The 20,022-nt window shown below is 61.8% G+C and carries 22 protein-coding genes; 15 read left to right on the top strand and 7 right to left on the bottom strand.

Annotation, left to right across the window (positions count from 1 at the left end; genetic code table 11):
• From CQ12_RS17245 to serA, 6 genes are all read left to right on the top strand, one after another.
• Positions 1–1,165 (top strand): PQQ-dependent sugar dehydrogenase (locus CQ12_RS17245; protein ID WP_347337432.1); only part of this gene is annotated, 1,165 nt, incomplete at its 5' end.
• 124 nt (positions 1,166–1,289) lie between these two features.
• Entirely contained in the window at positions 1,290–1,856 is a 567-nt protein-coding gene (locus CQ12_RS17240; protein ID WP_057836493.1) for a c-type cytochrome, read from the top strand.
• A 250-nt stretch (positions 1,857–2,106) separates the two neighbouring features.
• A complete protein-coding gene (locus tag CQ12_RS17235; RefSeq protein ID WP_057836492.1) occupies positions 2,107–3,498 on the top strand; it encodes an amidase family protein in 1,392 nt (463 codons plus the stop codon).
• 11 nt (positions 3,499–3,509) lie between these two features.
• Positions 3,510–3,986, top strand: coding sequence for a glutathione peroxidase (locus CQ12_RS17230; RefSeq protein WP_057836491.1), 477 nt, complete (start codon positions 3,510–3,512; stop codon positions 3,984–3,986).
• The gene (locus tag CQ12_RS17225) at positions 3,983–4,252 is read left to right on the top strand and encodes a DUF3297 family protein (protein WP_157088269.1); all 270 of its coding nucleotides are present in this window, start codon (positions 3,983–3,985) and stop codon (positions 4,250–4,252) included. Before CQ12_RS17230 ends, CQ12_RS17225 begins: the two co-directional genes overlap by 4 nt.
• Positions 4,253–4,499: 247 nt before the next feature.
• Positions 4,500–5,786, top strand: coding sequence for a phosphoglycerate dehydrogenase (gene serA, locus CQ12_RS17220; RefSeq protein WP_430642228.1), 1,287 nt, complete (start codon positions 4,500–4,502; stop codon positions 5,784–5,786).
• A gap of 24 nt (positions 5,787–5,810) precedes the next feature.
• Here serA and CQ12_RS17215 read toward each other — a convergent pair whose 3' ends face one another.
• The 3 genes from CQ12_RS17215 to CQ12_RS17205 form a co-directional block, all read right to left on the bottom strand.
• Positions 5,811–6,242 (bottom strand): GNAT family N-acetyltransferase, encoded by a 432-nt coding sequence (locus CQ12_RS17215; RefSeq protein ID WP_057836490.1) that lies wholly within the window; start codon positions 6,240–6,242, stop codon positions 5,811–5,813.
• 169 nt (positions 6,243–6,411) lie between these two features.
• Positions 6,412–7,764 (bottom strand): malonyl-CoA decarboxylase, encoded by a 1,353-nt coding sequence (locus tag CQ12_RS17210; RefSeq protein WP_057836489.1) that lies wholly within the window; start codon positions 7,762–7,764, stop codon positions 6,412–6,414.
• Between the two features lie 119 nt (positions 7,765–7,883).
• Entirely contained in the window at positions 7,884–8,684 is an 801-nt protein-coding gene (locus CQ12_RS17205) for an AraC family transcriptional regulator (protein ID WP_057836500.1), read from the bottom strand.
• Positions 8,685–8,752: 68 nt separating this feature from the next.
• On the opposite strand from CQ12_RS17205, the gene CQ12_RS17200 reads away from it, so the two are divergent.
• A complete protein-coding gene (locus CQ12_RS17200) occupies positions 8,753–9,934 on the top strand; it encodes an MFS transporter (RefSeq protein WP_057836488.1) in 1,182 nt (393 codons plus the stop codon).
• Between the two features lie 4 nt (positions 9,935–9,938).
• Here the strand turns inward: CQ12_RS17200 and CQ12_RS17195 are convergent, their stop codons facing one another.
• Entirely contained in the window at positions 9,939–10,697 is a 759-nt protein-coding gene (locus tag CQ12_RS17195) for a bestrophin-like domain (RefSeq protein WP_057836487.1), read from the bottom strand.
• A 177-nt stretch (positions 10,698–10,874) separates the two neighbouring features.
• Between CQ12_RS17195 and CQ12_RS17190 the strand changes: the two genes are divergently transcribed.
• From CQ12_RS17190 to CQ12_RS17180, 3 genes are all read left to right on the top strand, one after another.
• Positions 10,875–11,291 (top strand): hypothetical protein, encoded by a 417-nt coding sequence (locus CQ12_RS17190; protein WP_063799762.1) that lies wholly within the window; start codon positions 10,875–10,877, stop codon positions 11,289–11,291.
• Positions 11,288–11,971 carry an OmpA family protein gene (locus CQ12_RS17185; RefSeq protein ID WP_057836485.1) on the top strand — a complete coding sequence of 228 codons (684 nt, stop codon included), beginning with the start codon at positions 11,288–11,290 and terminating at the stop codon, positions 11,969–11,971. Before CQ12_RS17190 ends, CQ12_RS17185 begins: the two co-directional genes overlap by 4 nt.
• Positions 11,972–12,044: 73 nt before the next feature.
• Positions 12,045–12,824, top strand: coding sequence for a transporter substrate-binding domain-containing protein (locus tag CQ12_RS17180; RefSeq protein WP_057836499.1), 780 nt, complete (start codon positions 12,045–12,047; stop codon positions 12,822–12,824).
• A 105-nt stretch (positions 12,825–12,929) separates the two neighbouring features.
• Here CQ12_RS17180 and CQ12_RS17175 read toward each other — a convergent pair whose 3' ends face one another.
• Entirely contained in the window at positions 12,930–13,433 is a 504-nt protein-coding gene (locus CQ12_RS17175) for a methyltransferase family protein (RefSeq protein WP_057836484.1), read from the bottom strand.
• A 346-nt stretch (positions 13,434–13,779) separates the two neighbouring features.
• Between CQ12_RS17175 and CQ12_RS17170 the strand changes: the two genes are divergently transcribed.
• Both CQ12_RS17170 and CQ12_RS17160 read left to right on the top strand, forming a co-directional pair.
• A complete protein-coding gene (locus CQ12_RS17170) occupies positions 13,780–14,040 on the top strand; it encodes a hypothetical protein (protein ID WP_245309968.1) in 261 nt (86 codons plus the stop codon).
• A 433-nt stretch (positions 14,041–14,473) separates the two neighbouring features.
• On the top strand, positions 14,474–14,692 hold the full coding sequence (locus CQ12_RS17160) for a hypothetical protein (protein WP_057836482.1): 219 nt from the start codon (positions 14,474–14,476) through the stop codon (positions 14,690–14,692).
• 178 nt (positions 14,693–14,870) lie between these two features.
• Here the strand turns inward: CQ12_RS17160 and CQ12_RS17155 are convergent, their stop codons facing one another.
• Complete coding sequence (locus CQ12_RS17155) at positions 14,871–15,161, bottom strand: GYD domain-containing protein (protein ID WP_057836498.1); 291 nt, start codon at positions 15,159–15,161, stop codon at positions 14,871–14,873.
• A 229-nt stretch (positions 15,162–15,390) separates the two neighbouring features.
• Between CQ12_RS17155 and CQ12_RS17150 the strand changes: the two genes are divergently transcribed.
• Positions 15,391–15,813 (top strand): lipocalin-like domain-containing protein, encoded by a 423-nt coding sequence (locus CQ12_RS17150; protein WP_198164184.1) that lies wholly within the window; start codon positions 15,391–15,393, stop codon positions 15,811–15,813.
• 216 nt (positions 15,814–16,029) lie between these two features.
• Here CQ12_RS17150 and CQ12_RS17145 read toward each other — a convergent pair whose 3' ends face one another.
• Complete coding sequence (locus CQ12_RS17145) at positions 16,030–16,383, bottom strand: cupin domain-containing protein (RefSeq protein WP_057836497.1); 354 nt, start codon at positions 16,381–16,383, stop codon at positions 16,030–16,032.
• Positions 16,384–16,993: 610 nt separating this feature from the next.
• Here CQ12_RS17145 and CQ12_RS17140 point away from each other — a divergent pair.
• Together CQ12_RS17140 and CQ12_RS17135 are read left to right on the top strand one after the other, a co-directional pair.
• Positions 16,994–17,833: a formate/nitrite transporter family protein gene (locus CQ12_RS17140; RefSeq protein WP_057836480.1), complete on the top strand. Its 840-nt coding sequence runs from the start codon at positions 16,994–16,996 to the stop codon at positions 17,831–17,833.
• A gap of 39 nt (positions 17,834–17,872) precedes the next feature.
• Positions 17,873–19,606 (top strand): bifunctional protein-serine/threonine kinase/phosphatase, encoded by a 1,734-nt coding sequence (locus CQ12_RS17135; protein ID WP_057836479.1) that lies wholly within the window; start codon positions 17,873–17,875, stop codon positions 19,604–19,606.
• Positions 19,607–20,022: the final 416 nt, after the last annotated feature.

Genomic DNA, 20,022 nt, shown 5'->3' with positions numbered 1-20,022 from the left:
TGCGGCCTCGCCGGCGCTGCCTCCAGGCTCGCCGTTGATCGGCCGTCCTGCCGGCAACGATGCCGCCGCCAAGCTTGCGCCGATCGCGCCGCCGCCGATCGCAGCCGCGCCGGATAAATTGCCGACGGCGAAGCTCAAGGTGCCGGCCGGTTTCAACATCGAGGTGTATGCCGCCGGCATGGCGAACGCCCGCTCGCTCGCGCTCGGCGACAAGGGCACGGTGTTCGTCGGCAGCCGTCTGGTCGACAAGGTCTATGCCATCGTCAACAAGGACGGCAAACGCGAGGTCAAGGTGCTGGCCTCCGGCCTCTATCGTCCGAACGGCCTCGCCTTCAAGGACGGCACGCTGTACATCGCCGAACTATCCAAGGTCTCCAAGATCGAGAAGGTCGAGGATAACCTGGACAATCCGCCGAAGCCGACCGTGATCTTCGACAAGCTGCCGAAGGACGAGGCCCATGGCTGGAAGTTCATCGGCATCGGACCCGACAACAAGCTTTACGTTCCGGTCGGCCAGCCCGGCAACAACGTGCTGAACAGCGATGAGCACGGCCTCATCAGGCGGATGAACCTCGACGGCTCCGGCGCGGAAGTGATCGCCCGCGGCGTCCGCAACACCGTCGGCTTCGACTGGCATCCGGAAACCAAGCAGCTCTACTTCACTGACAACGGCCGCGACTGGATGTCGGAAGACGTGCCGGAGGACGAGCTCAACCGCATCACCAAGGTCGGCGAACATTTCGGCGCGCCGTTCTGCCTGCAGGGCAACATCGTCGATCCCGAATTCGGCTGGGGTAAATCCTGCAGCGAATATACCGCGCCGGTGGGTCTGCTGGGGCCGCATTCCGCGGCGCTTGGCATGCGCTTCTACACCGGAAGCATGTTCCCGAAGGCCTACAAGAACGTGGCCATCATCGCCCGGCACGGCTCCTGGAACCGCTCCAAGAAAGTGGGCGGCGATCTCGTGATGGCCAAGTTCAACAAGGACGGCACGATGAAGTCGATGGAGCCGTTCCTCACCGGCTTCCTGGAAGACAACAAATATATCGGCCGCCCGGTCAATGTACTGCAGATGAAGGACGGCTCGCTCTTGGTCTCCGACGACTGGAACGGCGCCGTCTACCGAATCACCTACGGCAAGCAGAAGGTGGCGGGGAAGTCGTAGTCTCAATCGTCATTGTGAGTAGCAGTCATTCCGGGATGGTGCGTAAGCACCAGACCCGGAATCTCGAGGTTCCGGGTTCGATGCTTCGCATCGCCCCGGAACGACGAAATGCCGGGAATAGCCGATGCGTAAGACGATAGCCGCACTTGCGTTTGCGTTGATTGCAACATCTGCATCGGCCGAAACCATCGAACAGCGCATCGCGCCCTGCCTCGCCTGTCACGGCGAGAAGGGCCAGTCCGAAACCGAAAACACGCCCTCGCTCGGAGGCCAGCAGGCGCCGTACACGCTGATCCAGCTCTTCATGTTCCGCGAGAAGCTGCGCGTCTTCGAGCCGATGAACGAGATGGCGAAGGGGCTGACCGACGACGATCTCCGCCTGTTCTCGGACTACGTCGCCAAGATGCCGAAGCCCGAGGCGCCAGGGGAAAATGGCGATCCCGCGCGGATGCAGCGCGGCCAGGCGCTGGTCCAGCAGCACCGTTGCGATACCTGCCACAACCCTGATCTCTCGGGGAAGGAAAACGTCCCGCGTATCGCCAACCAGCGCGAGGATTATCTCGCCAAGACGCTTGGCGAGTACAAGGACAACAGCCGCCGCGGCTACGACGCCAGCATGGCCGACGTGATGGCGCCGATTGCGACCGCGCAGATCGCCGATCTCGCCTATTACATCGCCCACATGCGCTAGCTTTGCTCAACCTCGCCCCGCTTGCGGGGAGAGGTCGGATTGCGGAGCAATCCGGGTGAGGGGGTACGGGTCTCACCGCACACGGAGCTCGCGGAAGCAGCCCCTTACCCCAGCCCTCCCAGCGCCAGCTTTGCTCGTCGCGGCCCCGAAATAGCGGGGCGAGGGAGCCGCGCTCGCTCGCCGCCACTTCCTCCCGCTGGCATTGCCCTGCGCCCGGCGCTAAAAGGGCGGCAATCAAACGGAGTTTTGCATGCAGGATCTCTGGCGTCTGTCGGCCGCGGAAATGGCCTCGCTGATCAGGTCGAAGAAAGTCTCGGCCAGGGAGGCGGCGACCGCCGCGCTGGCGCGGCTCGATGCGGTCAATCCCAAAATCAATGCCGTGGTCGACCACCGGCCCGAGGACGTTCTGGCTCAGGCTTCCGCCATCGATGCCGCCATCGCGCGCGGCGAAGACACAGGCCCCCTCGGTGGCGTGCCCGTCACGGTAAAGGTCAATATCGACCAGGAAGGCTTTGCCACCACCAACGGGCTGAAACTGCAGCGCGATACCATCGCGAAGAGCAACAGTCCGGTGATCGACAATCTGCACAAGGCAGGCGCCGTCATTCTGGGGCGCACCAATTGCCCGGCCTTCTCCTATCGCTGGTTCACTACCAACCTCATCCATGGCGACACCAAGAACCCGCGCGATCCCTCGATCACGCCGGGCGGCTCGTCCGGCGGCGCGGGGGCCGCGGTCGCGGCCGGCATCGGGCATATCGCGCACGGCACTGATATCGCGGGCTCGATCCGCTACCCGGCTTACGCCTGCGGCGTGCACGGCCTGCGGCCGACCTTGGGGCGCATCGCGGCATTCAACGCGGCGCTCCCGGACCGGCCGATCGGGCCGCAGATCAGCGCCGTCTCAGGCCCGCTGGCCCGCACCATCGGCGATATCAGGATTGCGCTGGCGGCGATGTCGGCGAAGGATTATCGCGATCCATGGTGGGTGCCGGCGCCGCTGGAAGGGCCGGCGATGCCCAAGCGCGTCGCGATGTGTCTCAATCCCGATGGCCTCGATCCCGTGCCCGAGGTGAGGGCTGCGGTCGCCGACGCCGGCAAGCGGCTGGAGCGCGCCGGCTGGATCGTCGAGGAGATCGCGAATACGCCGCCGCTGCGCGAGCCGGCCGACCTGCAGACAAAGCTCTGGCTCGGCGACGGCTACGAGGCGCAGCTCGAAGCGGCCGAGCGCGAAGGCGATCCCGGCGCGCTGACCTGCCTGCGCGGCAACCGCGCAAAAGTGCATCCGTTCGATCTGTCGAAGGCGTTGACACGGCGCGCGACGCTGACGCGCGAATGGCTGGCGTTCTTCGAAAACTATGCCGTGCTGCTGATGCCGGTATCGGGCGAATTGCCGTTCCCCGATCAGCTCGATCGCAAGGACGAGGCGTCGTTCGCGCGCGTCTGGCATGCGCAATTGCCGCAGATCGCCATTCCCTTCATGGGGCTTCCCGGGCTAACGGTTTCGACGGGATTGGTGGGACGTATTCCCGTCGGTGTGCAACTGGTTTCCGGGCGTTACCGCGAGGATCTCTGTCTCGCCGCGGGCGAGGCGGTGGAAGCCGGCGGAACGCCCGCGGCCGCGATCGATCCTGCCGGCTGATAGAGAGGACCATGCCAGGCGTCTATGATTTTACGGCGCAGTCGCTTGTTGGCGACGAGGTTCCGCTGAAACGGTTTGAAGGTCAGGTGCTCCTGATCGTCAATACCGCGAGTGCCTGCGGGTTCACGCCGCAATACAAGGGCCTGGAGCAGCTGCATCGTGACTTCGCGCCACGCGGCTTTGCGGTGCTCGGTTTTCCCTGTAACCAGTTCGGCGGCCAGGAACCGGGCGACGCCAAACAGATCGAGACGTTCTGCACGAGCAAGTACGACGTGACGTTTCCGATGTTCGCCAAGATCGACGTCAACGGCAGCCAGGCGCATCCGTTGTTCAACCATCTGAAGAGCGCGAAATCGGGATTGTTGGGTCCGTCGATCAAATGGAATTTCACCAAATTCCTGGTCGACCGGTCGGGCAAGGCGATCGGGCGTTACGCGCCGACCGCTACCCCCGAAGGATTGAGAAAAGAAATCGAGGCACTGCTGTGAGCGAGACCAACAAAGCGATGAACGACCAATTCCCCGACCGTCTCTCGGTCGATCCGAACAGCCCGTACTACAACGCCGAGATTCTCGCGCGCGATGTCGGCATCCGCTTCAAGGGCGTCGAGAAGACCAATGTCGAGGAATACTGCATCAGCGAGGGCTGGGTGCGCGTCACCGCCGGCAATGCCAAGGACCGCTACGGTAATCCGCTGACCATCAAGGTGCACGGCCCGGTCGAGCCGTATTTTCGCGACAAGCCGAAGGCTTGAGGAGGAGAAGGTCTCTCGTTCGTCATTGCGAGCGAAGCGAAGCAATCCATATCTCCGCTTGCTGAAGCATGGATTGCTTTGTCGCTTCGCTCCTCGCAATGACGGTGGAGGCACATAATCCGATCTCAAAAGGAAATGAAGGCGCTGGCGGCGTAGGGCGGGATCGCATAGGAAGGGGCAAAACCAGAGGCCCAGACCGGGCGTTCTCTCTGCCTCAGATCGCTGATTTCCGGGCCGCCAGTTTACGATTCATCCATTGAAGGACGCCGCGATCTTGGCCACCACGCTTCCCCAACTCTCGCTTGCGAAGGACAAGATTCGGGTCTTGCTCCTTGAAGGTGTCAACGACAGTGCCGCGCAGATGATCGAGGCTGCCGGCTATTCCAACATGGTGCGCCTGCCCAAGGCGCTTGAGGGCGATGCACTGAAGGAGGCGATCAAGGGCGTGCATCTGCTCGGCATCCGCTCGCGCACGCAAATCACCACGGATGTTCTCGACGCCGCGGACCGGCTGATCGCGGTCGGATGTTTCAGTGTCGGCACCAACCAGGTGGACCTCGACGCCACGCGCCGGGCCGGCATTCCGGTGTTCAACGCGCCGTTCTCCAACACGCGCAGCGTGGCCGAGCTCGTGATTGGCGAGATCGTCTTCCTGCTGCGCCGGATCGTCGCGCGCTCCAATGCGGCCCATGAGGGGCGTTGGGACAAGTCGGCCAACGACAGTTACGAGGTGAGGGGCAAGACGCTCGGCATCGTCGGCTACGGCAATATCGGCTCGCAGCTCTCCAACCTCGCCGAAGCGCTGGGCATGCGCGTGATCTTCTATGATCACACCGACAGGCTTCGTCACGGCAACACCGAGCCGACCGCGAGCCTGCATGAACTGCTGGCGCAAAGCGACGTCGTGAGCCTGCATGTGCCGGAAACTCCCGCCACGCACGGTATGATCGGGCGCAACGAGATTCGCGCGATCAAACAAGGAGCGTATTTCATCAACAACAGCCGCGGCACGGTCGTGGACCTCGAGGCGCTTGCCGAGGCGCTGCGCGAGAGCAGGCTTCGCGGCGCCGCGGTCGACGTCTTTCCGGTCGAGCCGCGCTCGAACGCCGAGCGCTTCGTCTCGCCGCTGCAGGGACTGGAGAACGTCATCCTGACGCCGCATATCGGCGGCTCGACCGAAGAGGCGCAGGAGCGCATCGGCGCCGAAGTCGCACGCAAGCTGGTCGATTACAGCGATTCCGGCTCAACCATGGGCGCCGTCAACTTCCCGCAGGTTCAATTGCCGCCGCGGCCCTTAGGCACGCGTTTCATTCAGGTGCAGCGTAACCTGCCGGGTATGCTCGGGCGCTTGAACGAAGTGCTGGCGCGTCATGCCGTTAACATCGCCGCGCAATATTACGAGACCGCCCACGACGTCGGCTACGTGGTGCTTGACGTCGACGCGTCGGCCGCCGACGGCCAGCGCGTGCTCGCGGACATTCGGGCGCTGGAAGGCACCATTCGGGCCCGGTTGCTCTATGAGTACAAGACCTGAAACGAAAACGCGCGATCGCTCCGATCAATTCTCGGACAACAGCCCCTTTTCGATCGCCGATTGCCGGTTTCGGAAGATCGCCATCGCGGTCTTCATCCGCAGGAAGCCGAACTTCGCATAGAACGGCTCGCGGCCGGCGACCGCATAAAGAATGATCTTGGTGTGTCCTTGCGACCTGGCGAGCAGCCGATCGACGATCTGTTTTCCCAGACCCGTCCCCTGATAACTCGGCAGGACCGCTACGTCGCAGAGATAGGCGCAGTCGCGTCCGTCAGCCAGGACGCGGCCGGCGCCGACCAGGCGGCCGTTGTCGCGGGCAAAGCAGCAGAACATGCTGTTGCCGAACACTACCTTCAGATCGTCCGCATTCTTGTTGCCAAGCGGCGCGGCGCGATAGAGCGCCTCCAGCTCATGCCAGTCCACGCTCGTCCGGTCGTCGGTCCAGTCTATCGTCATCGCGCGGCCTCAATTGATGAATGCAGCGTCGGCTGTCGCACACCATACATCAGTGTGCGCCACAGCCATTCGATAGCGCCGCAGCCGCGCGCGTCGCGGGCCAGGCGTAAGGCCGTTGGAAACCATGCGTGATGAATTCCAGTTGAGGCCGGCGCAGGAAGCGCGCCGGCTACGACAGCCGCATATCCAGCAACCGCCGCCCCTCGGTCTTGAGCAGCTTCTTCACCGCGCTGGAGGCAGCAATTTCGCCCTGGTTGGCGTACGCCTCGTGGTTCTTCTCGATATCCTCGAGCCGGTAGAGGTAGTTGACCATGACGCTTGCGGATTCGCGCAGGCCCTTGGGCGAGAGATCGCCGAGCCAGTCGATCTTCTCCAGCCGCGCGCCGTTGCCAATGTGGAAGCGCGCCACCGAATCGATCAGCCGGCCTTTTGAGGTGCGCGCTTTCAGGAAATAATGCGCCGCCAAGGGCTCGATCACGGCGCGCAATTGCGCGGTCAGTTCTGCATCCTCGAACCAGTCCGGCCTGTCGAGGGCCTCCAGCAGCGTGCGCTCCTCGTCGGTGAGGGGAACGTCGTCGCCCTTCTTCACCCACTGCATGAAGCCCGGCACCGGTGACAGCGTGATGAACGTATCGAGCTTCGGCAATTCGCGCCGCAATTCCTCGGCCACCTGCTTGATCAGGAAACTGCCGAAGGAAATGCCGCCAAGCCCCTTCTGGGTGTTCGAGATCGAATAGAACACGGCGGTGCGTGCGCGCTCGATCGGCACCGGCTGGCGCTCGGCGGCGAGCAGCGGCGCGATCGCGGTTGGAATGGTCTCGGTCAGCGCGACCTCGACGAAGATCAGCGGTTCGTCGTTGAGCTGGGGATGGAAGAAGGCGTAGCAGCGGCGGTCGACCGGGTCGATGCGGCGGCGTAAATCGTTCCAGTCGCGGATTTCGTGCACGGCCTCGTAGCGAATGATCTGTTCCAGAATATTGGCCGGCGTCGACCAGTCTATCCTTCGCAGCACAAGAAATCCCCTGTTGAACCAAGAAGACAGCAGATGCACGACGTCGCGGTCGAGCGCGGCCAGATCCTTGTTGCCCTTCATCAGGGCAAGCAGGTCGGCGCGCATCGCCACGAGGTCACTGGTGCCGCCGGGCGCGCGGTTGAGCCGGCGGATCAGCTCCTGACGCCGCGGCTCGGAAGCAAAGTGAAGGTTGCTGGCATCAGAGTCGTTCGGCTGACTGCGCCAGCTCTCGATCGCCTGCGACAACTTCTCACGGTCCGGCCCGAAGTCGCGGGCCAGCGCCTCGAAGAAGGTGAGGCGATGGGCGGGGTCGAGGTCGTGGTAGCGATCGAGCACGTCGCGCGCCAGTGCGGTCGCTGACGCTTCGCCGCGGCCCGACAGCAGCGCCTCGCAGAGTTCAAGCAGTTCGGAGGAGTCCTGGCGGGCGACCGACGGATCGCCCCTGCGCAGCAGCGTACGGCCGCGTTCTGAGATCGTTGCGAGTAGGTCGGAGAAAAAGGCGTTGGCCATGCGGTTAAGTCGAATCCAGAGAGGGGTGCCGGAATCTTATACGGAATTTAGGGCGGTGCCGATCACAATCAAGCGTATGGACCGTACGGAAATATGTCATGTCTCCGCAAAGGGATTACTCACTCCTTGCCGGCGAATTCCGTCGGCGTTTTTCCGGTAACCTGCCGGAAGGCATGGGAAAACGCAGGCACGCTGGCATAGCCCAGATCCGAGGCAAGTTGCTTGACCGAGACACCGGCCTCGGTCGACAGTTTCTCGATGGCGGCCGCAATCCGGGCGCGCTGGCACCAGCTCTTGAAGCTCAATTGCGTTTCCGCCGAGAACAGCCGCGACAGCGTCCGCGCCGAGGTGCCGACCTCGCGCGCCAGCGTTTCGATTTCGTGGTCGCTGGTTACGTCCGCGAGCACGATGTCGGCGGCGCGCCGACAGCGCGGCTCGTGCGGCAGCGGAATGAAGGTCGCGGAATCCTCGGCCTGATCAAGCTCCATCATGGCCAACCGCAGCAAAAGCTCCGTTCGCTCGCGGTCGCCGCGATCGTCGAACAGAGCGAGGATGGTCTGGTGCAGCAGCGGCGACACCCGCACCACGAATTCCGCGTCAAGACTGTGGCTGCGTGCCTCGCGCCGCAGCCAGTCGAGTTCGAAATACAGCGTCCGCATCTCGATATCGGCCAGCACGTCGATGGCATGTTCCGATAGCGCCGGGACCCACACCGCGCGGTCCGGTGGCACCAGCCAGCGGCCTTTCGGCGTCGTCACCTGCATCGTCCCCTTGGCCGCATAGACCAGCTGCGCCTCGCGGTGCATGTGGGTGTGGATCCGAAAGCCCTTCTTGTAGCTGTTGGCGATCATGTGGATGCCGTCGCCGGTCGAGGTGAGGCGTCCGATAATGGCGGCAATTGGCTTTTCGGCGATATTCATTGGCGACATCCCGTCAGGACATCCCCGTATAACCTATTTCAGGACATTACGGGATTCGGGAATCGACCATGAACAGCCCCAGCCGGGTCATCACTTTCGTCAATGCCGCGCATTTCATCGACCATTATGCGATGCTCATTTTTGCGGCCGCCGTCATCATCATGGGGCCGGCGCTTGGCATGGCCTATTCGGAGCTGCTGCCGTATGCCACCCCCGGTTTCGTCGCCTTCGGGGCCGGCTCGCTGATCACCGGCTGGCTCGGTGACCGCTGGAGCCGGCGCCACATGATGGTGATCTTCTTTCTCGGGATTGGCGCCTCGATGATCTCGGTCGGCTTCGTGCAGACCCCGCTGCAACTCGGCGCGGCGCTGCTGGCGATCGGCCTGTTTGCCTCGATCTATCATCCGGTCGGCACCGCGATGATCGTGTCCTATGCCGACCGGCTCGGCCGCGAGATGGGGCTGAACGGCGTCTGGGGCAATCTCGGCGTGGCTTCCTCGGCGCTGGTCACCGGCGTGATCGGGCAATATCTCGGCTGGCGCTGGGCCTTCATCGCCCCGGGCATCATCACCATCCTGCTCGGGATCGCCTTTGCGCTGATGGTGGTGCACGAGGACCGGACCGGCACCAAACAGGCGGCGGCGCAGGCGCGCATTGCGAAGCAGGACATGTGGCGGGTGCTGCTGGCGCTGCTGATCGTGGTGATCGCGATATCCACCACCTTCAACGCCATCACGGTGGCGATGCCAAAGCTGTTCGCGGAGCGGCTGGCCGGCGTGACCAACAGCCCGGCGCTGCTCGGGGTCATCGCGGCCGGCGTTTACGTGTTCGGCGCGATGACGCAGTATACGATCGGCAAATTGATCGATCATTATTCGCTGAAGACCGTGATGCTGCCGCTGTCGTTCCTGCTGGCGCCGTTCATGTATTTCGCGGCCACGCTGTCGAACCTGCCGCTGATCGTCGCGTCCATCGGCATCGTGATGGGCGCGTTCGGCCAGGTCACCGTCAACGACGCCATGGTCGGCAAATACACCACCGAGGAATGGCGCTCGCGCGCCTATTCGGTGCGCTACTTCGTCGGCTTCACCGCAGCCGGCGCCTCCGTCGGCCTGGTGGCGTGGCTCTATGAAAAGGGCGGCTTCTCCACCATGCTGCAGGCGTTCGGCGCGCTGTGCCTGCTGGTAATCGTGGCCGCGATCATCCTGCCGCGGGAGATCAAGGTGCCGGCGGCGCAAACCGCGCCATAGAAGTTCATTCGATCTTCGGCAGCACCATCTGCAGGTGATGGTTCGAGACCTGCATCAGGCCCTGGAAGGGGTGGCTGAGATCGACGATCAAGAACAGCGCGCTCGATACCGAGAGCGCGAAAACGAGCGTTGATATCACGACGATCAGCCCCGGTTCCGCGAACAGGCTGAAGCTCGCGAAGATCACCGCCAGCCAGAACACCAGCACGATAAAGAACGGCAGCGGTATCGCGTCGTCGGCTTGCGTGAACACGAGAAGCCGCGTCCGACCCATGTCGGTGGTGATCTGGATGATGCGGGATTTCAGCGAGGTCTGTTCCGCGTTGGCGGGATTGAGGCCCTCGACCGCCCGGTAGAATCGCTCGGCCGTCTCGCTGACGACGAAATCTGGATCGCCGCCTTTGCCTGCGGCGTTCTCCCGCCAGATGCGGGCGGTCGCGGACGGGATGATTTCCCGGAGCAGCGTGCGCGCCGCTTTCGCCTGCGGCCCATATTTGGTCAGCATCTCGTCGACCAGCACCGCATTGGTGCCGAGCTGCCTGATATTGCTGTTCTGGTTGTCGTAGGTGTTCTTCGCCGACGCGATCATCAGGCCGATCACGAGTGCGGCCAATGTGGAGAGGAAACCGGCGCTGAGGCGGATCGCTTCCTTGGCGCCGCCTTCGAGCAGTTCGGTCGGCAGGGCGCGCCTCAGGCCCGTGCCGAGGGCCGCGCCGATCAGGATCGCGGCGAAGGAGGCGAGGAACGCGGCGGTCGAACTCATGCTGTCATCACTCTGTCATGCTGCAGGCGGCTGGATGGTCATTCGCAGCCTAGCAAGTCCGGCCTGTCCGGTGGCCCGCCTTGCGACGATTTGTTGCGGCGCAATAGATCGAGGAGAACGTAGCCAAATCAAACAGAACACTTGACCATCGCCATCCTCCTTGTGTGAGGTGCGCGCATGACCCGAATCCGGCTTTTCCTTTGCATCATTGCGATGTCAGTGCCTTCGCTGGCGGCAGCGCAGACCATGAATTTCGAAAAGGCGGGGGCCATGCTGGCCGCAAGCTGCGGCAAGGACATCGATGACAATTGCCGCGGCGTCAATCTCGACGCGACGCGCCTGCGGGAGTGCCTGGGTCGCAACCAGGACGTGGTGTCGGCGAAGTGCAAGACCGATTATCCCCAGGCCCTCGGCGCCATCCAGGCGCGCATTACCGCGCGCACTTCCCTTGTAAAGCTGTGCAATTGGGAGCTGAACCGTTTTTGCGGCGAGGTGCGGCAGGACCCCGTCAAGGGCCTGCAATGCCTGTTGGAATCGACCAAGAAGGCGACCCCGAACTGTAACAAGGCAATCAGCGCGGCGGGGTATCAATGATGCGGTGGACAAGCGGAAAGCTGCGCGGCATCGGCCTTTTGCTAGGCGCCCTGTCCCTGATGGTATTGCCGACGGCCGCGGCGCGTGCGCAAACGGCGACGTCGACCGCAGATATCATTGAGAAGCTTGCCGTCGAAGCCGAATCGGATCTCGACGTGACTGCGTTGCGCCAGCAGGCTGCCGATCGCATCAAGGCGAGGGCGGATGCCCAGCCGCAAAAGCGGCCGCCGATCGCGCCGCAATTGACCAAACTGCCACAGCTCCGTTTCGACGTCGTGTTCGACCAGGACTCTTCCCTGATCCGGCCGGCCTCATACCAGACCATCGGCAGCATCGCCGACGCGCTCACGGACCCGAAGACGCGGCCCTACCGCTATCTGATCGTCGATCATGTCGAATCCGCTGGAAGGCGCGACCATAATCTGATCCTGAGCCAGCGCCGCGCGGAATCGATCCGCGACGTGCTGGTGAACACCTTCAAGGTGGCACCGAAACGGCTGCAGGCGCTTGGCTTGGGCGAAGAACAGTTGCAGGATGTCAACCGTCCGGCGTCGCCTGCCAATGCGCGCGTGCAGATCATCGTGGTCGGCAAGTTCGAAACGGCCGAGCCGGCCAAGCCGGCAACCCCGGCCGCGGCGACACAAAAAGGCACCGCTGGGGCAAAGAAAAAGAAGCAGTGATCATCCGTGAAAGGATGGGCGGCGCCAGCCGCCAGGGGAGGAGCTCCCGATGTTCAATCAGTTCCGGCCGGGAATGCCCGGCCTCTTTCTGGGATTAGCCATCATGACGACAACGCCCGCCGGCGCCGACGCGCTGAAAGACGAGATCGCGCCGACGGGCAAGCTACGGGTGGCGATCGCGATCAGTCCGGCCGGCGGCGCGTTCTGGTCGACCAGGACCGCAACCGGCTACGCCGGCGTACCGGTCGATCTCGGCAAGGCAATGGCGGAGCAACTCGGCGTTCCCGTCGAATATATCGCGCACAACAATTCCGGGCAGATCGTCGATGCGGCCTCGAAAGGCACCTGGGACATCACCTTCCTGCCGAAGGATCCCGAGCGGGAGGGCCGGATGTCGTTCGGCCCGATCTATGAAGTTGCGGATGCGACCTACATCGTCAAGCCGGGTTCGATGGTGACGAATTTTGCGACGCTGGATCAACCCGGCATCAAGGTCGCGGCGGTCAACAACACGACCACCATGCGCGGCGCGATCGCGCATCTGAAGAACGCCAAGGTTACGGGCTACCAGACCTACGACGAAATCTTCGGCCTGCTCAAGGCCGGCGAGATCGACGCGTTCGCGTTGTCGCGCGACCAGCTCAACGCGATGGCGAAGCAGATCCCGGGCACCCGCGTGCTGGACGAAACCTTCAAGCAAACGGTCACGGCGGTCGCGGTGCCGCCCAATCATCCGCTGTCGCTCGCGTTCGCGGTCAAGTTTCTGAACGAAGCGATCGCCAACGGTATGCTGCGCAAGGCCTATGACAATAACGGCCTGAAGGACCGGCCGGTGCGGACGCAGACGAAGTAGGCTGTGCGCCCATAAGCCGGGGCGAGGCCGCTAGGCGCGCTTGCTACGCTTCGCCGTCTCGCACTGTTTGTTGCAGCCGGCATCGAGCCGCTTGCAACGATTGCTTTATGCGGCTCGCCATGGCGTCAACCGCGGAATCCAGCGCGGCACATTAGTCCGAAAGCTCTCGTACTCCGTGCCGAATGTTTGCTTGAGCGTCGGTTCTTCGATCATCACCACCCAGACATGAAAAAAAAGCCAGAGTAGCACGCCGTACCAGAGGAGACGCCAGTCACCGAACAAAAGGGCCTGACCAAGAATGACTGCGACGACCGCGATGTAGATCGGATTTCGCACGTAGCGATAAAGGCCAGTCACTACGAGCTTTTGTGTCGGCGCGACCGGGGCGGGCGTCCCCAGCCCCTCCAGCGCAAAACGGGCAAATGAATCCACAACTCCGGGCACTCCGACGATGATCAATATACCGCCGAGGATGCGGGTTAGGTCGACGCCGAAAAAAGCTGGCCGAAATTCCCACTGCGTGACCCACCAGGGGACGAAGCCTGCCAGCACCAACGGCGCAATGACGAAGAACAGAGCGGAGCCCAAGACGGCAATTGCTTTCGACATTGCGCGCTCCCACGACCCGACAAGAATAGCTTGGCAAATCACTTTCTGCTACGAGCATTGAACTCGGTTCCACAATCAGTTGTCCCGGCCGTCGAGTTCTCTTCACCTCGCTTCTGATCTTCAGGCTGAGTCCGGTATGGGTCATCTTCAGCTGATTCAGCCATGACTATCGGCCGGCTAACGCCCGCTTTACCCCAGTGAGCGACCAAACTTGCGCGGTGGCGCAATATGTCGCGAAGGCCTGAAGCCGACATAGACAAATGTGAAGCTTTTCGGAAATTGCTCAGCCAAGCCTTAACTACTTTCGACTAATAAGGTGGCCGTTACCACCTTAAGGCGAGCCACAATGGACATGTTGACGCGTCCTGCAGAGATCACCGGCATCGCGTTCGGCGTTGTTGCCCTTATTGCGGTGGGCCTCGGCATCTATTGGCTCTTCAACAAGCGAGCAAGGCTGAAACATCTGGCCGAGCTGAGGAGGAGGCTTGATGACCTCAGACCTGCCGACCCTGAATACGGCGCGGTTAGAGCACTTTACACGTCCATGGTTATAGATGCGCACCGCTGGGGCTCTTTTTCATTCCGAGACTGGATCAAGCGACGGTAGCGGGAGCGCCCATCACAGCGGCGACGACAGCTCTGGCGGGGGCGGAGATCACTAATGATGTGTAACCGGACATGAGTACAGAATTGCTCTGTCAAGCCATAGCAGCGCGAGCAATGGTGTCGTTCACGCATCGAGGCGAACGGTACAGCGTTGAACCCTTTTCGATTGGATACGAGGAGGAGCGGGATGAGCGCGGCCGGCCGCTCCTTCTCCGCGCATGGCATGACGTCGCGTGGCGAGATTTCGAAGTCAAATTCATGAGCCAAATCGAAATTGACGGGCGACATTTTAGTGCTGACAGGCAGGGTCATGAGGCGATGACCATCGTCCTCTGCGATGTCTATGGAAGGACGTGGCCGAAACAACCACCTTCCGTAGATTGACCTCCTGATATGAAAAAGATCTGCCAACTGATGCGGCCGAATGGTGTGACATGAAGATCGGGGATCGCGTTGAAGTCGTAGCGGTGCCGGCGTCGCTGCCGTCCGGAATGGGCACCCAGGCGTTGTTCGAAGCTTGCGTAGGTCGCGTCTTTCCTGTTGAGGGCATCGAAAACGGGCTTCTGGAGCTGCACGTAGGCGAAGTCGTTGGCGAGAAGGGCTTCATGCACTCCATCTGGATTGAGCCAGAGTGCGTCCGTCTGCGCCCCTGATGCGGACAGTAATCGATTCAGCCAGGACCATCGTCCAGCTAATGTCCGCTTGGCCCCGTGAGCGCCCCAAACTTGCGCGGCGTCGCAATGTGTCGCGAAGGGCCACAAGGAGACATGCGTCATTAAGCAAAACCCCGGCAGCACGGCCGGGGTTTTGTATTTGAGAGATGCAGTTCGCTTACAATGATGCAGCCATTTTCCTGTAGTCGTCCTCGGCGAACGCTCGACAAGTCTGCGTCCGTACAAATCCGAGAGCTGCCGTCCCCATGGCGAGTTTTGTCGCCACTTCGTCATTCGGCGCTTCGATAATGGACACGGCATCATATTGGCCGGTTACGAGGTAGAAGGCTTTCATTTCGGCACCGGCATCGCGGAGGCGTTGCTTTGCTGCATCGAGGCGCTTGGGCCCGTCCTTGATTGCTTCGGCGCCCTTCTGAGTGAAGTTGATTAAGGAGATATAGGTGGGCATGGGTAAGCCTCCCTGGTCATTATCAGGTTGACCGGTCTTCGGCATTCCGTGTGCACAGACCAGACAGCATAACGCGGAATGCCTGTCTTTGACTTAAATCAAACCACGCGTCCGTTGCTGATCACGAAAGCGGATGCGACGCGACGCAATTGGCATGTCTCAAATGGGCCAATGGGCGACCAGCGCATGTTGGGTTAGCATCGCCGTTCTCAACGTACGGGAGTGGCCCATGGACCTCTGCGGAACGTACAGACTCGTCGATAGCTCGCGACAGATCGTTGAGACCGGCGAGAAGATGGACGCCTTCGGGAAGAATGCGAAAGGTCTGATCATGTATGGGAAAGACGGGCATTTTCTGGCGCTCATTACAAACGACGATCGGCCGCAACCTGTGTCGGTCGGTTCAATGACTGATCAGCAACGCGCTGACTTGCACCGCACGATGAGCGCCTATGGTGGTACGTACGCTTTCGATGGCAAAAAAGTTGAACATCACGTCGACCTCTCATGGAACGAAGTGTGGACCGGCACCACGGTTGTTCGAGACATCGCGGCAGAAGGCGATCGATTGATCTACACGACTCGGCCAGCCCCATTTACAGGTGATGGCAAGATTAGCGTCGTCACTGTGGTCTGGGAAAAGGTAAACTAGCCGCGTTGTAAACACTGCAACTGCAAGAGCTCGGGCTGACTTTCCCCGTCCGGCCGTTTGATGGCGTTGCAGTGTTGGCTCAGACTTACGCTTTGGGTCATTTTCGACGGATTCAGCTGAGACCATCGGGCCGGCTAATGTCCTTTTGACCCGTGAGCGACCAAGCTTGCGCGGTGGCGCAATATGTCGGGAAGGGCGACAAGGAGACGTGATGCGCTACGCAGTCTTGTGTGGCGCCGCCGTTTTGGCATCGCCGGTATTTGGCGTTCCGGTCGGTTCGATGAGCAGCAGGTGGACTTCCTCGCGGGCAACCGGGCGATGCTCGACGCCCTTTGGCACGATGTACATTTCGCCGGGGCCGAGCGTGATCGTTCGGTCGCGCAACTGGATGTCGAGAACGCCCTTCAGGACGAGAAAGAAATCATCCGTGTCATCGTGCTTGTGCCAGACGAACTCGTCCTTCACCTTCACGACCATGACGTCATAGTCATTGAGTTGCGCCACGGTTCTTGGCGACCAATACTCATTGAACGTGGACAGCTTGTCGGTCAGGCTGATCTTGTCTTTCATCGTTGCACCTTCCAGTCCTTGAGGCAGGCTCACCGTCGAGGTTATGAGGATAGCCATTACGTCATTCCGGGGCGACGCAAAGCAGCGACGCCCAGATCCATTGCGCCTCGAACGTACCGAAATCGATTCCGCCCGCGCCGTGCGTGCTTCGGAATGAATGATGGCGCCGGCCGCGCGGCAGGCGCAACATCTGTGCAACTGCACAAATACAAGGCATCAATCCTCATCGGGACATCCCCGACAGGGCCATAACCACGTAGAAATACGCGCATTTTCGAGGCCTGCGGCGCGATTTCGGGTTGGCACATCGATTGCTTAATCCTGTCTCAGTCAATGACGACTGCCGTCCTTTCGGATTGCCAAGGCCAGCGTTGGCCGAAGGCGTTGGGATCAAGCAGCCTCGCGTGAGGCGCTTCGAGCAGTCATCGGGACCACTTCACGATAGCTCGCGCATCCCAAGTCCCTGATCGGGCGTGACCGCGTCGTTCTGTTCCGCTCGGGAGCGGCACGGGACTCGTCGCGCGCGAGGACGGCAAGGATTTTCACACATCGGTGCACGGCTGCGCAGCATCCGGCGCGCTCTCACGTTGTCTCGAAAAGGGGAACAGGAATGGCCTATCTCGCGCCTTCGGAATTTGTGACCAAGATGGTCGACGCCGGAGAATCCAAGATCTTCATGTCGACGCGCGATACGGTCATCCGCGCCTACATGGCCGGTGCGATCCTCTCGCTTGCCGCTGCGTTTGCCGTCACCGTCAACGTGTCGACGGGCGTTCCGATCGTCGGCGCGGCGCTGTTTCCGGTCGGGTTCTGCATGCTCTATCTGCTCGGTTTCGACCTGCTCACCGGCGTGTTCGTGCTGGCGCCGCTGGCGCTGATCGACAGGCGCCCGGGCGTGACGCTCGGCGGCGTGCTGCGCAACTGGGGCCTCGTCTTCATCGGCAATTTCGCCGGCGCCTTCACCGTGGCGGTGATGATGGCGATCGTCTTCACCTTCGGCTGGTCGCAGCCGCCGGACAAGGTCGGCACGGTGATCGGCCATATCGGCGAGGGCCGCACCGTCGGCTATGCGGCGCACGGCGCGTCCGGCATGCTCACGCTGTTCATTCGCGGCGTGCTCTGCAACTGGATGGTCTCGGCCGGTGTCGTCGGCGCGATGATCTCCACCACGGTCAGCGGCAAGGTGATCGCGATGTGGATGCCGATCATGCTGTTCTTCTTCATGACCTTCGAGCATTCGATCGTGAACATGTTCCTGTTTCCGTCCGGGCTGTTGCTCGGCGCCAAGTTCACGCTGATGGACTACCTGATCTGGAACGAAATCCCGACCGTGATCGGCAACCTCGTTGGCGGTCTCGCCTTCACCGGGCTGACGCTGTACGCGACGCATGTCAAAACAGCGCCGAAGCGGTCTGCCTCGCAGCAGGCTTCCTCGCGCCTGGCGGCTTGATCTCGCGATGCGAGAGACCCATTGTCGTGAAAGCCGGGAATGCCGCGCCAGCTGAAAATATCGGTCGGACAATTTTCCGACAAGGGAGCCAAGGAAACCAATCAGGATTTCCATGGCGTCCTGATTCCGGACGAGCCGCTGCTCAGCCTCAAGGGCATTTCCATCGTGCTGGCCGACGGCATCAGCACGAGCAAGGTCAGCCGGGTCGCGGCGGAATCCGCGGTCAAGGGCTTCTTGACCGACTATTACTGCACCTCGGAATCCTGGTCGGTGCGCACCTCGGCGCAGCGCGTGCTGCAGGCGACCAATTCCTGGCTGCATTCGCAGACGCGCAGCCAGTATGCCTATGACAAGGACCGCGGTTACGTCTGTACGCTCTCCGCCATCGTCATCAAGTCGACCACGGCGCACCTCTTTCACATCGGCGATTCCCGCATCTATCGTCTCTCCGGCAATACGCTGGAGCAACTGACCAACGACCATCGCATCGTCATCTCCTCGCAGCAGAGCTATCTCGGCCGGGCGCTCGGTGTAAATCCGCAGATCGAGATCGATTACCAAATGCTGCGGATCGAGCCGGGCGACGTCTTTGTGCTCGCGACCGACGGCATCTACGAGCATCTCAGCGCCCGTCGCATCGCAAAGGCGGTGAACGAAGGCGGCGCCGATCTCGATGCGGCCGCAAAGGGGATAGTCGATCAGGCTTTTGAAGCCGGCAGCACAGACAATCTCACCGTCCAGATCGTCCGCGTCGACGAGGTGCCCGATGGCGCCGCGGCCGAAGTGTTCGCGCAGCCGCACGAACTGCCGCTGCCGCCGCTGCTGGAGGCGCGGGCGGCGTTCGACGGCTACCGCATCGTGCGCGAACTGCACGGCTCCAGCCGGAGCCACATCTACCTCGCCGTCGACATCGAGACCGATGCCGTCGTCACCATCAAGATCCCCTCGATCGATCTGCGCGACGATCCTGCTTACCTGAAGCGGTTCATGATGGAGGAGTGGGTGGCGCGGCGGATCGACAGTCCGCATGTGCTCAAACCCTGCCTGCTGCAGCGCAAGCGCAACTTCCTCTATGTCGCGACCGAATACATCGACGGCCAGACCCTGACGCAGTGGATGATCGACAATCCGAAGCCGAATCTAGAGACCGTGCGCGACATCGTCGAGCAGATCGCCAAGGGGCTGCGCGCCTTCCACCGCAAGGAGATGCTGCACCAGGATATCAGACCCGACAACATCATGATCGACGCCACTGGCACGGTGAAAATCATCGATTTTGGGTCGACCAAGATCACCGGCGTCGTCGAGGCCGAGCCGTCAGGCATGCGCGACGATATTCTCGGCACCCAGCAATACACCGCGCCCGAGTATTTTCTCGGCGAGCCGGCGACGATGCGCTCGGACCTGTTTTCGCTCGGCGTCATCACCTACCAGATGATGACGGGGAAACTGCCCTACGGCGCACAGATCGCACAGGCGCGAACGCGGTCGCAGTTCAACAAGCTGGTCTATCGCCCGGCGTCGCATAGCGACCGCGAATTGCCGCAGTGGATCGACGGCACGCTGGAGAAGGCGGTGCACCCCAATCCCCTCAAGCGCTACGACAGTTTTTCGGAATTCCTGTTCGACCTCAGGCATCCCAATGCGAACTATCTCTCCACGTCGCGGACGCCGCTGATCGAGCGCAATCCGCTGCTGTTCTGGAAGAGCACGACTATCGTGCTGGCGCTCGCGGTGATCGTGCTGCTCGCCATGCAGCACATGCATCGGTAGTTTCGTCACGTCCCGCCTTGTGCGCAATTGCGCATTGGGGCGGTCATCCAGCGCTCCGTGCCGTCAGTTTGCTTCACCGTTAGCGCCACGGCGTACTGGATCGCCCGGTGATGTAGTGCGTCAAGCCAAACGGCAAGACTGCTGACCTATTAGGAACGACCCTCCCGCCATGGATGTTAAAGTTGGTCACCGCATCGCCCAAAGGCACCACGGTGAGCAGAACGCAAGCAGAGAGTAAGCGATGGAGCAAGAGCCCTTCAATCAAGTCTATCGTTTCGATCAAAGCCCATCTGCGCAGGCAGCGCGGCTGCGCAAGGAAGCCCGCGGCACTCCCGCAGGGGTCAAGCGAGAGCAGTTGTTGCGCAGAGCGCGTCAGATGGAAAGCAGGGCACGTGTGGAGGGCCGGCTGAAGTCGC

The organism is Bradyrhizobium jicamae (genome assembly GCF_001440395.1).
GTDB lineage: Bacteria > Pseudomonadota > Alphaproteobacteria > Rhizobiales > Xanthobacteraceae > Bradyrhizobium > Bradyrhizobium jicamae.
Note: the sequence above shows the minus strand (reverse complement) of the source record. Positions and strands in the feature narration are given on the sequence as shown.